The following is a 13,444-nucleotide window of genomic DNA, read 5'->3' as shown; positions in this document are numbered from 1 at the left end:
GACGGAGTGGCGCAGAGTGGTGTACTCCGCGGAACGGAACTCGGAGAGCTGTTCCAGGCGCGGCATACTGGTGCGGTGACTGACCAGCCCGCCCCCGCTTCCACCGCGCTGCCGCTCGGGCGCCTCTTCCCGCTGTACGCCGCGCAGGCCATGGCGACCGGCGCAACGACCGTCAGCACGGTGCTGGCCAGCATCATCATGGGGAGCCTGGGCAGTGAGGCGCTGGCCGGGCTTCCCAGCACCGTGATCCAGACCTCGGCGGCCTTCTCGGCCAGTTTCTTCGGGGCGCTGATGCTGCGGCGCGGGCGGCGGCTGGGCCTCACGCTGGCTTTCATGCTCGGCACACTGGGCGCCGCGCTCGGTTTTCTCGGCGCGAAACTGCACCTGACGCCCCTTTTTCTCCTGGGGGCCGCCACCATGGGCGCGGCGCAGGGCGGCTACCAGCAGGCACGTTACGCCGCCGCCGAAAGCGTCCCGGACAATAAGCGTGGCGCGGCCCTGGGTGCCCTGATGCTCATGAGTGTGGCCGGCTCCTTCGTCATGACCGGGTTCTCGCGGCCCATAGAGCAGCTCGGCACGGTTCTCGGCACCACGCCGGAAGTGGCCGGCTGGCTGATCGGAGGGGCGCTGCTGGGCCTGGCGGCCGTGCTGATCACCACCTGGCAACCCCTGACGACGCTGCAACCCGGCAAGAAACTCAACCTGAGCGTCCGCGACGCCTTCCGCACTCCCGGCGTGCGCTCCACTGCCCTGGCCCTCGCCACCGGGCAGGGCATCATGGTCACCCTGATGAGCCTCACGCCCCTGCGGGCACACCACATGGGCATGGATCATGCCGGCGTGGCCGCCATCATCAGCGGCCACATCCTCGGCATGTTCGGCTTCGGGTGGTTCACCGGGCCACTGGTCGACCGCCTCGGCCTGAAACCTGGTTACGTGGCCGGCGCCTTCCTGCTGGCGGCTGCCGCGCTTACCGCCCCCATCGAAAGCCACACCTGGCTGGGCGTCAGCATGTTCCTGCTGGGCCTGGGCTGGAACCTGGTGTTCGTGAGTGGCAGCAAGGCCCTGTCTCGCACGCCCGCCGCGCAGGGCATCAGCGATAGCCTGGGGTACGTTGCCAGCGGCCTGGGCACCCTCCTGGGCGGCCTGATCATCGCCCGCGCCGGCTTCCCTGCCCTGGCGCACCTGTGCGCTGTCCTGGCCCTGCTGCCCCTCGTGAGCGCCGCCCGCACCCGCCCACGGACTTGACGAACCCGCTCTGCCCGCCTATACTCCCTTTCGCTTCTCGGGTCGTTAGCTCAATTGGCAGAGCAGCTGACTCTTAATCAGCGGGTTGTAGGTTCGATTCCTACACGACCCACCAGAACAAACCCCGCCCAGTGCGGGGATTTTCATTTGCCATCAGAGTACCCGAGCCGCTATTTTTGAGTTTTCGCCCACTTTTCGCCCAGTAGTGGAAGTAACCTCCCTAAATGCGGACTACTGGTTCCAAGGCGGTAGAAAACCGACATTTTTTGCCGCAAGCTGTTCCAGCGACCTCCGGTTGATGTGTGAAGCAAATTCATCTTTGAGGTCAAAAATACTGGGAAGATTGGGAAGAAGTCCGGAGAATGATGTCTGGGGCAGTGATTCCCTCATTCCACCAAGTGGGAAGCCGGAAGGACATTGCAGGGACGAACGTTCTCGCACACGCATTTTCCGGTCTTCCCTTTCTTCCCACTTGTCAGCCTTTCCATCCCGACCTGCATGCCAACGTCGTACCGCACCCTCACCATCCCCACGAGGTCAACAAGTAATTGAGGTCTGCCTGCTTTGCCTTGACGTCAGCAAAGATTCCTACGAGCACCTGCTACCAGCCTCCCTTGAAGTGAACCTTGGAGTTTCAGGTTTGATCTGCCATTCATGCAGAACACGACACGGTCGCTGATGATGCTGAACGTGAAATTGACTTCCAACCATACTCCATCCCACCAACGATGCACCTTGCATGCAGCTGACGGATACCCCCTACCTCCTGGTCACCTTGTATCCTCAATCCTTACAGCAGCCCCTGCCTAAGTGCCTTCACGGCCGCCTGCGTGCGGTCTGAGGCTTGCAGTTTGACCAGAATTTCCTGCACGTGCAGTTTCACCGTGCCGACACTCACGTCCAGGGCAGCGGCAATCTCCTTGTTGCCCTGCCCGTCAGCGATCAGGCGCAGCACGTCCAGTTCACGCGGCGTCAGGGGCGAACCAGCTTCCGGCGCACGCACACCGCCCAGTACGTGATGGGCCACCTGTGGGTCAAGGTAAGCGCTGCCCGCTGCCGCCGAGCGAATGCCCAGCAGCAGCAAAGCTGGCTTGTCGCTTTTCAAGCAGTAGGCGTCCGCCCCGGAAGCGAGCGAGGCGAACACCTCTTCGCGCAGGTTGTGTGCAGTGAGCATGACGATGCGGGTCTCGGGCCACTGCCGTTTGATCTGCGCGGCGGTCTCGATGCCGTCTATGCCCGGCAGGCCTATGTCCACCACTGCCACATCCACCGTGTGGTGCGCGAGCAGTTCCAGGGCTTCCTCACCGCTACGGGCTTCCAGGGTCACATGCAGGTCGGGTTGCAGGTTCAGCGTGGTTCGCAGGCCGTCACGGGTGAAGACGTGATCCTCGACCAGCAAGATGCGCGTCTGGTCGGTCATAGCGCACCGAGAGGCAGGCTCAGGGTGAACTCACTGCGGGCGTCGGCGCGGCGCTGGTAACGCACGCTGCCGCCGTGCGCCTCGGCAATGCGGCGCGTGAGGTACAGGCCCAGCCCGCTGCCGCTGCCCGCCCCACTGCCCCGGAACCGCTGGAACAGGCGGGCTTGCTGATCGGCAGGAATGCCCCGCCCCTGATCTCGTACAGTCACCACCGCCTCATCGTCATCATCGCTGAGAGAAACGCGCACCGTGCCACCCGGCGGGCTGAACTTCACGGCATTGTCCAGCAGGTTCTGTACGGCGCGGCGCAGGTCGTGCTTGCGGCCCTGCACCGTGACGCCGCTCAGGGCCGTATCGAAGGTGACATTCTTCGCCTGGGCGCGAGGTTTCAGGTCGCTCACCACGCTCACCACCAGGTCACGCAGGTTCACGCTCTGGGTTTCTTCCTGGGCGTTCTCCCCGCTCTCGTACTTGGCGACCAGCAGGAGCTGGTCAGCCAGCGCCAGCAATGTCTCGTTGGCTTCCAAGCCGTTTTGCAGGTTGGTGCGGTATTCCTGCGGCAACTCGCCGTAAGCGCCATCCAGTGCCGAGCGCATGTTCATGCCGTTCGCCAGCAGCGGCGTTCTGAGGTCATGCGAGAAAGCATAGACGAGGTCGCGTAGCACCTCCCCACGTTCGGCCAGTTGCTCGCGGTTCTCGCGCAGGTCATCGAGCAGAGCGGTGCGTTCCAGCAGCGGTTGCAGCGTGCGAATCGCCATGCCCGTTACGCTGGGCGGCGTCTGCGGGTTAGACAGAATCAGCAGCAGGTCGCCCTCGGTGGGGCGGCGAAGACGGGCCAGGTACACGTTTCCGCCCCCGGAGGCCCACACATCTCCCGCGCCGACCGGATGGGCCAGGAATTCCAGCGGGATGCGCTGATTCAGGCGGCTGGGGTGGTCGTGTAGCGTCAGGTCGGGCGCGAGCGCCAACGCGTAAGGGTGACCCAGAATCGCCCTGTCCACCGCGCCAATCTCCACGCTGGAGGCTCCGGTCAGCTTTTGCAGAGTGGTTGCGGCCCGTTCCACAAATTCCTTCTGTCCCAGCGGGCCGCCCATCTCCTCGGCGAGTTGCCTGCGGGCGCGTTCGCGGGTCAGTTCGCGTTCCTCCTGGCTCAAAGCTGCCGCCCGTTCGGACGCTTCGCGGGCGCGGATGGTCAGGACACACACCAGCACCACCGACAGGATGCTCACGGCCCGGTTGAGCAGATGGAAGGTTTCGACACCGTCGCGCCAGCCGTTCCAGAAGCCTGCGATCAGGTTCGCCAGCACCGCCAGCGCCGTGAGCTGCCACACGGTCTTCTTCGATTCTCCGAGCGCGGCCAGCGCGACTGAAGCGCTCAGCACCGTTCCTACCGCAAACGAAGCCGGGGTGAAGATGTCTGCCAGCACCACCACCACCAGCAGCGTGAGGGCCACAGCCCATACCGTCGCGTCCAGCAGGGGGAGTTTGGGGGGCGGGAACAGTTCACGCATGAACTGCCTGCCGCTGGAGGGAAACCGCATGCTCATGCCCCACAGCGTAGGCTTCCATAAGACAAAGCGGGATTAGCCAATTGGCTAACGCCCGTAGCCAGAAGACAGGTACAGCTTCCCACGCTGCTGGCCGAGCATCCAGGCGTATGAAGCACTTTTCCTTCCGGTGGACGCCATGACCGCCACCGCCAAACAACCCAAGCAGAGCATCTTCGCGCCGGAACTCGTCAGGAATGCCGCGAAGGCCAGTTTCGCCAAGCTCTCGCCCCGCGATCAGGCCCGCAATCCGGTGATGTTCGTGGTGTATGTCGGCACCATCCTGACCGCGTACCTGACCGTCGCCAACATGGTCACGGGCAAGGCGTGGGGGTACGAACTGGCCGTGACCCTGCTGCTGCTGTTGACCGTCCTGTTCGCCAATTTCGCGGAAGGGCTGGCGGAAGCGCGAGGTAAGGCGCAGGCCGCTTCGTTGCGTTCGGCCCGCGAGGACGTGAAAGCCAGAAAACTCGTCAACGGACGCGAGGAAGTCGTGACTGGAACACAACTCAAGCGCGATGACCTCGTGGTGGTGGAAGCAGGCGAAATGATTCCTGCCGACGGCGAGATCGTGGAGGGACTCGCCAGCGTGGACGAGAGCGCCATCACCGGCGAGAGTGCGCCCGTCATCCGCGAGGCCGGAACCGACCATAGCGGCGTCACGGGCGGAACGAAGGTGCTGTCTGACCGCATCGTCATCAAAATCACGTCCGGCGCGGGCGAGTCTTTTCTGGATCGGATGATCGCCCTCGTCGAGGGAGCCAGCCGCCAGAAGACGCCCAACGAGATCGCGCTCAGCATCCTGCTGTCGGGCCTGACGCTGATCTTCCTGCTGGCGGTGGTCACGCTGTACCCGTTTACGGTGTACGCGGGTGCCCCCGCCAGCGCGGTCACGCTGATTGCGCTGCTGGTGTGCCTGATTCCCACCACCATCGGTGGCCTCCTGCCCGCCATCGGCATCGCGGGGATGGACAGGGCGCTGCAAGCCAACGTGATCGCGAAGAGCGGCAAGGCGGTGGAAGTCGCCGGGGACGTGGACGTACTGCTGCTTGACAAGACGGGCACCATCACCATCGGCAACCGCATGGCGACCAAGTTTCACCCGCTGCCCGGAGTCACTGAACAGGAACTGGCGAAAGCCGCGCTGCTCTCCAGCCTGGCCGACCCCACGCCCGAAGGCAAAAGCATCGTGGCGCTGGCCCGTCAACTCGGGGTGGATGCGCCCGAACCACAAGGCGCGGAGTTCATCGAGTTCACCGCGCAGACCCGCATGAGTGGCGTGAATTTTCCCGGTACGTCCATCCGCAAGGGGGCAGGCAGCCGCATCTCCGCACTGGCGCAGGAACGCGGGGGGCGCATCCCGCCCGAACTGGCCCTCATCACTGATGAAGTCTCACGCGGAGGCGCAACACCTCTGACCGTCATCGAAAATGACCGCCTGCTGGGCGTCGTGGCGCTGTCCGACATCATCAAACCCGGCATTCGTGAGCGTTTTGCCGAACTGCACCGCATGGGCCTGAAAACCGTGATGATTACCGGCGACAACCCGCTGACCGCAGAGGCAATTGCTAAAGAGGCGGGCGTGGACGGCTTTCTGGCCGAGGCCACGCCCGAAGACAAGATGCAGATGATTAAAGTGGAGCAGCAGGCCGGGAAACTCGTCGCCATGATGGGTGACGGCACCAACGACGCCCCGGCGCTGGCGCAGGCGGACGTGGGTCTCGCCATGAACTCCGGCACGCAGGCCGCCAAGGAAGCCGGGAACATGGTTGACCTCGATAGTGACCCCACCAAACTGCTGGAAGTCGTGGAGATCGGCAAGGGGCTACTGATTACCCGTGGGGCGCTGACCACTTTTTCCATCGCCAACGATGTCGCCAAGTATTTCGCCATCCTGCCCGCGCTGTTCGTGACCGCCTACCCGCAACTGGGCGTGCTGAACGTCATGCGGCTGCACAGCCCCACCAGCGCCGTGCTGAGCGCCGTCATTTTCAACGCCCTGGTCATTCCCGCCCTGATTCCCCTCGCCCTGCGCGGCGTGCCGTACCGACCCATGAGCGGCGCACAGATGCTGTCGCGCAACCTGCTGGTGTACGGGCTGGGCGGAATCATCGTGCCGTTTATCGCCATCAAGGTCATTGACCTGCTGATTACGCCCTTCATGGGCTGAGGTACTTATGGACATTCTCCTGATCCTGCTCTCCCTGCTTTTCTTCGCCCTGCTTGCCCTTTACCTCAAGGGGATGGACAAACTATGATCCTCGCCCTCGCCTTAATTTCGCTAGCCCTGTTCGGCTACCTGCTGTATTCCCTCATTCGCCCGGAGGATTTCTAAATGTCGGCTGCCGTTTTGCAAATGCTTCTGCTGCTGGTCATCATGGCCGCGCTGGTGGTTCCGGTGGGGAACTGGCTGTACGGCGTCTTCGCGGGGGAGAAACACACCGCCCCTGAGCGCCTGACTTACCGCCTGCTGGGCGTCAACCCCGCCGAGGGCATGGACTGGAAACGCTACGGGCTGGTGCTGGTGGTGTCGAACCTCGTCATGTTGCTGCTCTCGTACCTGCTCATTCGCCTTCAGGGGCTGCTGCCGTGGAATCCGGCGGGCCTGAAGGCGCAGGCTCCTGACCTCGCCTGGAACACGGCGGTCAGCTTCATGACCAACACCAACTGGCAGGCGTACAGCGGCGAACAGAGCCTGTCGTACTTCTCGCAGATGGCGGTCATCACGACGTTCATGTTCACCTCGGCGGCCACCGGATTCGCGGCGGCGGTGGCCTTCATGCGCGGGCTGGCAGGCAAGAGCGGCGGGAATCTGGGCAACTTCTGGGTGGACATCACCCGCATCATCTACCGCGTGTTTTTGCCGCTCTGCTTCGTGCTGGCGCTGGTGTTCGTGTGGCAGGGGGTGCCGCAGACGCTGAACGCCTACGCCACCGCAACCACGCTGGAAGGCGCGACCCAGAAGATAGCCCTCGGCCCCGTCGCCAGCCTGGAGAGCATCAAGCACATCGGCACCAACGGCGGCGGGTTCTTCTCCATGAACGCCGCGCATCCCTTCGAGAACCCGACGCCCCTGACCAACGCGCTGCACATCCTGTCCATGCTGCTGCTGCCCTCGGCGCTGACCTACGCGTTTGGGCGGCTGCTGGGCAACGTCAAGCAGGGCTGGGTCATCTTCGGCGGCATGCTGGTGATGTTCGTGGGGTTCCTCGGCATGACTTACAGCTTCGAGCAGGCCGGAAACCCAATTCTGAGCAAGCTCGGCGCGGAACAGACGGTCACGGCCACGCAGGCAGGCGGCAACATGGAGGGCAAGGAAGTGCGCTTCGGCATCGCGCAGACCGCCCTCTTTGCCACCACCACCACCGCCGCCACGACGGGCAGTGTGAACTCCATGCACGACTCCTATACCGGCATGGGCGGCTTCGTCCCGATGATTCAAATGATGCTGAACAACGTGTTCGGCGGCAAGGGCGTGGGCTTCATCAACTTCGTGCAGTACCTGATCCTGAGCGTCTTCATTGCGGGTCTGATGGTGGGGCGCACACCGGAATTCCTGGGCAAGAAGATCGAGGCACGGGAAGTGAAACTGGTGATGCTGGCCGTCCTGGCGCACCCCCTGAGCATCCTCGGGTTCACCGCCCTGGCCTGCGTGCTGCCCGATGCCCTGAAGTCGCTCAACAATCCCGGCCCACACGGTTTCTCTGAAATCCTCTACGCCTACACCTCCGGCACCGCCAACAACGGCTCGGCCTTCGCGGGGCTGGGGGCGAACACGCCCTTCTACAACATCACCATCGGCCTCGCCATGCTGTTCGGGCGTTACCTGACCCTGCTGCCCATGCTGGCGGTGGCGGGGCTGCTCGCCAGCAAACGCCGCGTTCCCACGTCCAGCGGCACGCTGCCCACCGACACGCCGCTGTTCGGCGGCCTGACCGTCGGCATCATCCTGATCGTCGGGGCGCTGACCTTCCTGCCCGCCCTGACGCTGGGGCCGATCGCTGATCACCTGCAAATGCTGCAAGGAGTTGTACTGAAATGACCATCCCTGATCCCTTCTTCAATGAAAGCGCCGCGCCTGTCGCACCACGTCCCGCTCCCCTCCCTCGCCTGCTGCTCTCGTCGCTGCTCGCCGCCGTGCTGTTCACGCTGGTGTGCGGACTGGCGTACCCGCTGCTGACCACCGGCGTCGCGGGCGTGCTCTTCCCGAATCAGGCGGGCGGAAGCCTGATCTCGCAGAATGGCAAAGTCGTCGGTTCCGCCGTGCTGGGGCAGAACTTCACCGCGCCGCAATACCTGCATGGCCGCCCTAGCATGACGAATAAGACCGACGGCAGCGGCCCGGAGCCTTACAACGCCGAGAACAGCGGGGCGAGCAACTGGGGCGCGACCAATGCCAAACTGCGTGACACCGTGCAGGAACGCATCGCGGCTTTCCGCCAGGAGAACGGCCTGAGCGACTCCGCGCCTGTTCCGGTGGACGCCGTGACCGCCTCCGCCAGTGGCCTCGACCCGGATGTTTCGCTGGCGACGGCGCTCTTGCAGGTGAACCGCATCGCGCAGGCGCGGGGAAGGCAGCCTGCCGAGGTGGAGAAGGTCATCCGCACCCACCTCACGGGCCGTCAGTTCGGCGTGCTGGGCGAACAGCGGGTGAACGTGCTGGCCGTGAACCTCGCGCTGGACGGAATGAAATAGCCCATGCCTGATCCCATCCGCCTGACCCTGAACCGCGAGAGCGCCGCGCCGCAGCGGGGAACGCACCGCATTTTCATCGGCATGGCGGCGGGCGTGGGCAAGACCTACCGCGCTCTGGGCAGCCTGCGCGAGCATCTGGAAGTGGGCGAGAACGCCTTGATCGGCGTGCTGGAAACGCACGGGCGGCAGGAGACGATGCAGGCGGCGGACGGCCTGCCCATGTTCCCCAGACGCGAAATTCAGCACGGCAACGTCACCCTATCGGAACTGGACGTAGACGGCCTGATTCAGCGCCGTCCTTTCATCGTCCTGATCGACGAACTGGCCCACACCAACGCGCCCGGCAGCCCCAACGTGAAACGCTGGCAGGATGTGGAAGTGCTGCGGGACGCCGGAATCCATGTCCTGTCCACCATGAACGTGCAGCACCTCGAATCGCTGAACGACACGGTGGCCCGCCTGACGGGTGTGCGCGTGCGTGAGCGTGTGCCGGATCATGTGTTGCACGACGCGGACGAACTGGTGCTGATTGACCTACCGCCCGAAGACCTTCGCGCCCGCCTCAGGGCCGGGAAAATCTACAGCGCGGACAAGATCGAGCAGTCGCTCGGCAACTTCTTCACGGTGCCGAACCTGACCGCCCTGCGTGAAATCGCGCTGCGGCACGTGGCGCAGGTCGTCGAAATGGACGTGCCGGATGGTCAACCCGCCGCGCATGAAGTGGTGGTGGTGGCGATTGCTGCCGAGGATACGGCAGCCAGACTGATTCGCCGGGGTGGGCAACTCGCCGAGCGGCTGCGTGGGGAACTGCATGTGGTCACGGTGCGTTCAGACCGTCTGACACAGGAGCAATCGCGCCTGCTCGACACTTATCGTGAGATCACGGCGGCATTAGGCGGGCAATTCGCGGTGCTGGAGAAGGGTGAGGGCATCGGTGCGGCGCTGGTCAGTCACGCCCGTAGGGTTCACGCCACCCAGATCGTGATGGGCGAGACCAGTCGCAGCCGCTGGGCGGAACTCTGGCGCGGGGACATCATCAAGTACGTTCTGCGCCAGACGCGGGGCGTGGACGTGCATGTCATCAGCCGGGATTGAGGCAAAGGGATACTCGTCGGTTCATTGACTGATGAGCAGCAAATGAACCGAGACGTCTGGCTCTGAACCTTGTCCGGATTTGACAGCAGCGATGGGCAGCGTCCAGCGAGACCGCCTCAGCCACGAGGCGCTTGTTGCTTCCGGCATGGCTGCTTTGACAGAGGGTGACACCATCACCGCCGTGCAACTGGAAAAGATGCACGAAGAGCTAGTGGAGCGCCTGATCCCCCTGATTGTGCTTGAGGAGTGATGAGGCTCGCCCCCTCACTCAGCCAATGTCGTCAGGGTCAGTGGGGGCGGCGAGACCGTCCAGCTTGAGGTGGGCGTTCTCCACATCCTCGTTGAACGCTTTGAGGTAGAAGCTGGTGGTCGTTGTGATCTTGGCATGTCCCAAGCCCTTGGAGATGGTGGCGATGTTCTCACCCTGCCTGTACAGCAGGGACGTCCACGTGTGCCGCAGGACATGTGGTGGATGAACAGGAATGTTCGCCTGCTTGCAGATCCGCGTCATCACACCGCGCAGGGTGTCCTGCCGCAGGGGCTGAATCTTTTGACCGTACCTGCTTGAGCGACGCAGTGAAGAGAACACATAGCTGGACACAGGTTCACCAGCGATCTGGCCTTCGATGCGCCCGCGTTCCTGTCGCCACCGGAGAATCTTGGTGGCTTCGGGAGCAACCATCAGCACCCGTTCGCTGTCGGCGGACTTGGGAGAATTCTCAAAGATCTCGCCCCGATGTTCGGCACGGGTATTTGCCACCCTCACGCGGGTGCGGCCATCCGGCAGGAAATCTACTTCCGACCACTTCAACCCCACCACTTCCCCGATACGCATACCCGTAAACAGCATGAATGCGAGAGGCCACGCCCATTGGTCTTTGATGGCCTCGTTGTAGAACTTGGCGGCCTCCTGTGGCGTAAAGGATGACCGCATCGTGGCCTGTCCTTTTCGTTTGGGACGGATGTGTTGTGTCGGGTTCTGGTGAGCACTTAATCTGGTTTCGGCTACGGCCAGCTTGTAAGCACCCGACAGGAGTGAGGCGATCTGATTCTGTCCGCTGAAGCCCAGGCCACTGCGGCCAAGATCCTGGTAATACCGAGCCAAGTCCTTCGGACGAAACTGGGTCGCCCGGATGTGTCCGATTTTCTGCTGGATGTGACGGGTAAAGATGTCGCGGTTGTTGAAGTTGGTGCGCTTCTTCCATGTGCCTGCCTTGACGTCCATGTATTCCTGTACCAGTTCAGCAATGGTCGGGGCTGTTTGGGGATCAACGTTGGAACCCGCTTGGGCGACTGCTGCCGCCACTGCCTTCTCCGCAGCCCTGCGGTTTTTTTCAGTTCCGTGTTTTCGCCCAGTGGTGCCGTCCAGGTAGACCACCCTGACCCGCCACCTCACCCGACCGTCAGGAAGCTCCTCGTAATTGCCATGGCGAAAGCCGTTCGTGTTGTGTGTCATGGCATGACGCTAGAGGGTCTTGAAGCGCCGTTCCAGTCGTTTTTCTCCCTGTCAGACGCTACCGAAACCAGTAGGAACCAGCAGTAACCAGCAGTAACGTGTATGAAGAAACAATAAATTTGGGGGCAGGAGAAAAAGAACACAGGCCCCCCAGCGAAGTGGAGAGCCTTCCTCGTTTCTGACGGGCTTCAGATGCACCTGGTGGAGCCGTTTGCCTCCGTGCGGTTACCTGCCGTGTCGGTGGCGATCACCTTCGTCAACAGGCAGGCGTACCCCTTCTCGCCTACCTTCACGGAGTAGCTGCCGCCGGTTGCACTCTTGGCATCAACCTCACCGACCTTGTTGGCGCCGATGTAAAACTCCACTTTTGCCAGACCCACATCATCGGACACGTCGGCCACCATCAGCGTGTCAGCCATAGTTGCGTTGTTATCCGTAATCCACACTTTGGTGATCACAGGTGCGTCATCATCTGTCACTTTTGGCACGGCTGGCTGGGCACACGATGTGAGGGCGAGAGCGAGGGCCGCAATACTGATCCAACGTTTTCCTAACATGATTTCCTCCGGTGGTTGCTATGTGTAGGTTACTCGGCAAGCAGACGCGTGATGCGCAGAAAAGCGGAGGACGGCACCAGTGCCTCCGCCACCCCTGCACCGACCAAATACAACTTGCCGTCGGCAGCCATCTCCACGCCGTAGACGAGATCCTTGACTTGGACGATGCCTTTGTTGCCAAAAGCCTGGTCGACCTCGCCAGTCCGCAGGTAACGGATGATGCGTGAGTCACTGTCAGGCGTGCGGTAGGCGATCACCACTTTGCCGTCGGGTTGTACTGTGACGCCCGCCATCGACAGCGCATTGGATGCGGGCGGAGCTTTGAAGGCGGGGTCGCGTCCCCCAGACGGTGTGACCCGCACCAGTTGGGTCTGGTATTTATTTGAATCCGCCGTTAGCACGTACACACTGCCGTTGGCCTGAATCACGATGTTGGCCGCAGGGTCAAGGGAGGTGGCGGCGAAGGGTAAGCGGAGTGCAGGGGCAACCAGCTTGGGCTGTCCGTCGATGCTGAGATCAATCAGCGACAGCAGGCTGCCCTCAATTACTGCCAGACGTACTCGCCCATCAGACATGATGCGGGCCGTTTTTACATATCCGTTGTTATCCAAAGTGGGATCAACCGCTGCCAGTGACAGGCGTCCGCCCTCACCAAACTTCGCGTCCGCCGCCCCATTCGCGGAGAGCTTCCAGACCTCGGGTGAGGTCTGGCCGCCGTAGGCCAGCAGACCGCCATCAGGAAGGCGCAGCAAGCCTCTGACGTACGGCCCGAGGCTGGGCGTCGTTTTCCAGCTGCTGTCCTGTTTGCCGGTGCGGTCGTAGCGCACCACAGTACCAAAAACGTCACTGACGCCCGCGAGGTAGCCGTTGCCGTCTTTGATGAGCGGTGTGGGATTGCGCCACACTAGGCCGTCCCGCAGTTGAACAGGTGTAGCAGGGCCGAGGGCCGTCCCCGTCAGGCCAACGAGCTGCTGGCGGTTGTTACCGGATGTGCCCGCCGACGTGATGACAGGCAGGTCAGACCCGGACGACATGACATACCAGTGATCAAACACGGGCAGCCCTGTAATGGCGGTCTTGCGCTGCCCCCCGGCACCGAAGAGGGGATCAGGTGCGCCGGGCGGAAGTTTCTCATAGCTGACCTTGATGTTGGTGTTGCCCTTGACCGCAATAGTTAGAGGCTTAGCGACATACACTTTTGCGCCCACACCGATGGCTGTCCCTTGGACGGTATACGTCCCGTTCGGCAAGTTGACCGCACCACCAAGCTTGACGCTGGTTTTCCCAATGGTGGCTGTAGGTAGTGCTCCAGAAAATCCTTCAAGCGGCTTTGAGAGACTCAGCCACTTCCAGAAGCTTAACCCAGGGGTAGCTGTACCCCAAGACCGAATGCGGGCGGACGGTGTTGTACCAGGTGCGGAACTGA

12 protein-coding genes and 1 tRNA gene are annotated in these 13,444 nt (G+C 62.7%); 8 read left to right on the top strand and 5 right to left on the bottom strand.

The genetic code is table 11. The features are described from left to right. Positions 1-75: 75 nt before the first annotated feature. Positions 76-1,248 carry an MFS transporter gene (locus E5Z01_RS11220; RefSeq protein WP_240738324.1) on the top strand — a complete coding sequence of 391 codons (1,173 nt, stop codon included), beginning with the start codon at positions 76-78 and terminating at the stop codon, positions 1,246-1,248. A 39-nt stretch (positions 1,249-1,287) separates the two neighbouring features. Beyond that, positions 1,288-1,363 (top strand) — tRNA-Lys (locus E5Z01_RS11215). A 675-nt stretch (positions 1,364-2,038) separates the two neighbouring features. Here the strand turns inward: E5Z01_RS11215 and E5Z01_RS11210 are convergent. Together E5Z01_RS11210 and E5Z01_RS11205 are read right to left on the bottom strand one after the other, a co-directional pair. After that, on the bottom strand, positions 2,039-2,668 hold the full coding sequence (locus E5Z01_RS11210) for a response regulator (RefSeq protein ID WP_135229442.1): 630 nt from the start codon (positions 2,666-2,668) through the stop codon (positions 2,039-2,041). Next, positions 2,665-4,215, bottom strand: a complete 1,551-nt coding sequence (locus tag E5Z01_RS11205) for a sensor histidine kinase (RefSeq protein ID WP_240738323.1) — start codon at positions 4,213-4,215, stop codon at positions 2,665-2,667. Before E5Z01_RS11205 ends, E5Z01_RS11210 begins: the two co-directional genes overlap by 4 nt. A gap of 139 nt (positions 4,216-4,354) precedes the next feature. On the opposite strand from E5Z01_RS11205, the gene kdpB reads away from it, so the two are divergent. From kdpB to E5Z01_RS19525, 6 genes are all read left to right on the top strand, one after another. Continuing rightward, entirely contained in the window at positions 4,355-6,385 is a 2,031-nt protein-coding gene (gene kdpB, locus E5Z01_RS11200) for a potassium-transporting ATPase subunit KdpB (protein WP_135229441.1), read from the top strand. A gap of 84 nt (positions 6,386-6,469) precedes the next feature. Then, entirely contained in the window at positions 6,470-6,550 is an 81-nt protein-coding gene (gene kdpF, locus E5Z01_RS11195) for a K(+)-transporting ATPase subunit F (protein ID WP_129117492.1), read from the top strand. Next, entirely contained in the window at positions 6,551-8,257 is a 1,707-nt protein-coding gene (gene kdpA, locus E5Z01_RS11190; RefSeq protein ID WP_135229440.1) for a potassium-transporting ATPase subunit KdpA, read from the top strand. Continuing rightward, positions 8,254-8,910, top strand: a complete 657-nt coding sequence (gene kdpC, locus E5Z01_RS11185; RefSeq protein WP_135229439.1) for a potassium-transporting ATPase subunit KdpC — start codon at positions 8,254-8,256, stop codon at positions 8,908-8,910. Before kdpA ends, kdpC begins: the two co-directional genes overlap by 4 nt. Positions 8,911-8,913: 3 nt before the next feature. Continuing rightward, complete coding sequence (locus E5Z01_RS11180) at positions 8,914-10,005, top strand: universal stress protein (RefSeq protein ID WP_135229438.1); 1,092 nt, start codon at positions 8,914-8,916, stop codon at positions 10,003-10,005. A 91-nt stretch (positions 10,006-10,096) separates the two neighbouring features. Continuing rightward, a complete protein-coding gene (locus E5Z01_RS19525; protein WP_167757879.1) occupies positions 10,097-10,255 on the top strand; it encodes a hypothetical protein in 159 nt (52 codons plus the stop codon). 18 nt (positions 10,256-10,273) lie between these two features. On the opposite strand, the gene E5Z01_RS11175 is transcribed toward E5Z01_RS19525, so the two are convergent. The 3 genes from E5Z01_RS11175 to E5Z01_RS11165 form a co-directional block, all read right to left on the bottom strand. Beyond that, positions 10,274-11,461 (bottom strand): tyrosine-type recombinase/integrase, encoded by a 1,188-nt coding sequence (locus E5Z01_RS11175; RefSeq protein ID WP_135229437.1) that lies wholly within the window; start codon positions 11,459-11,461, stop codon positions 10,274-10,276. Positions 11,462-11,649: 188 nt separating this feature from the next. After that, on the bottom strand, positions 11,650-12,018 hold the full coding sequence (locus E5Z01_RS11170) for an Ig-like domain-containing protein (RefSeq protein WP_135229436.1): 369 nt from the start codon (positions 12,016-12,018) through the stop codon (positions 11,650-11,652). 29 nt (positions 12,019-12,047) lie between these two features. After that, a partial coding sequence (locus E5Z01_RS11165) for an NHL repeat-containing protein (RefSeq protein ID WP_205750485.1) occupies positions 12,048-13,444 on the bottom strand: 1,397 nt, incomplete at its 5' end.

It is taken from the genome of Deinococcus fonticola, assembly GCF_004634215.1.
Classification (GTDB): Bacteria; Deinococcota; Deinococci; order Deinococcales; family Deinococcaceae; genus Deinococcus; species Deinococcus fonticola.
The sequence above is the reverse complement of the archived record's forward strand: the minus strand, read 5'-3'. Positions and strand labels throughout refer to the sequence as shown.

What these genes read in the sequence shown, in the direction of transcription:
- kdpB (WP_135229441.1), top strand. Translation starts at nt 4,355, where the DNA reads ATGACCGCCACCGCCAAACAACCCAAGCAGAGCATCTTCGCGCCGGAA.
- kdpA (WP_135229440.1), top strand. Translation starts at nt 6,551, where the DNA reads ATGTCGGCTGCCGTTTTGCAAATGCTTCTGCTGCTGGTCATCATGGCC.
- E5Z01_RS11175 (WP_135229437.1), bottom strand. Translation starts at nt 11,461, where the DNA reads ATGACACACAACACGAACGGCTTTCGCCATGGCAATTACGAGGAGCTT.
- kdpC (WP_135229439.1), top strand. Translation starts at nt 8,254, where the DNA reads ATGACCATCCCTGATCCCTTCTTCAATGAAAGCGCCGCGCCTGTCGCA.
- E5Z01_RS11210 (WP_135229442.1), bottom strand. Translation starts at nt 2,668, where the DNA reads ATGACCGACCAGACGCGCATCTTGCTGGTCGAGGATCACGTCTTCACC.
- kdpF (WP_129117492.1), top strand. Translation starts at nt 6,470, where the DNA reads ATGATCCTCGCCCTCGCCTTAATTTCGCTAGCCCTGTTCGGCTACCTG.
- E5Z01_RS11180 (WP_135229438.1), top strand. Translation starts at nt 8,914, where the DNA reads ATGCCTGATCCCATCCGCCTGACCCTGAACCGCGAGAGCGCCGCGCCG.
- E5Z01_RS11170 (WP_135229436.1), bottom strand. Translation starts at nt 12,018, where the DNA reads ATGTTAGGAAAACGTTGGATCAGTATTGCGGCCCTCGCTCTCGCCCTC.
- E5Z01_RS19525 (WP_167757879.1), top strand. Translation starts at nt 10,097, where the DNA reads ATGGGCAGCGTCCAGCGAGACCGCCTCAGCCACGAGGCGCTTGTTGCT.
- E5Z01_RS11205 (WP_240738323.1), bottom strand. Translation starts at nt 4,215, where the DNA reads ATGAGCATGCGGTTTCCCTCCAGCGGCAGGCAGTTCATGCGTGAACTG.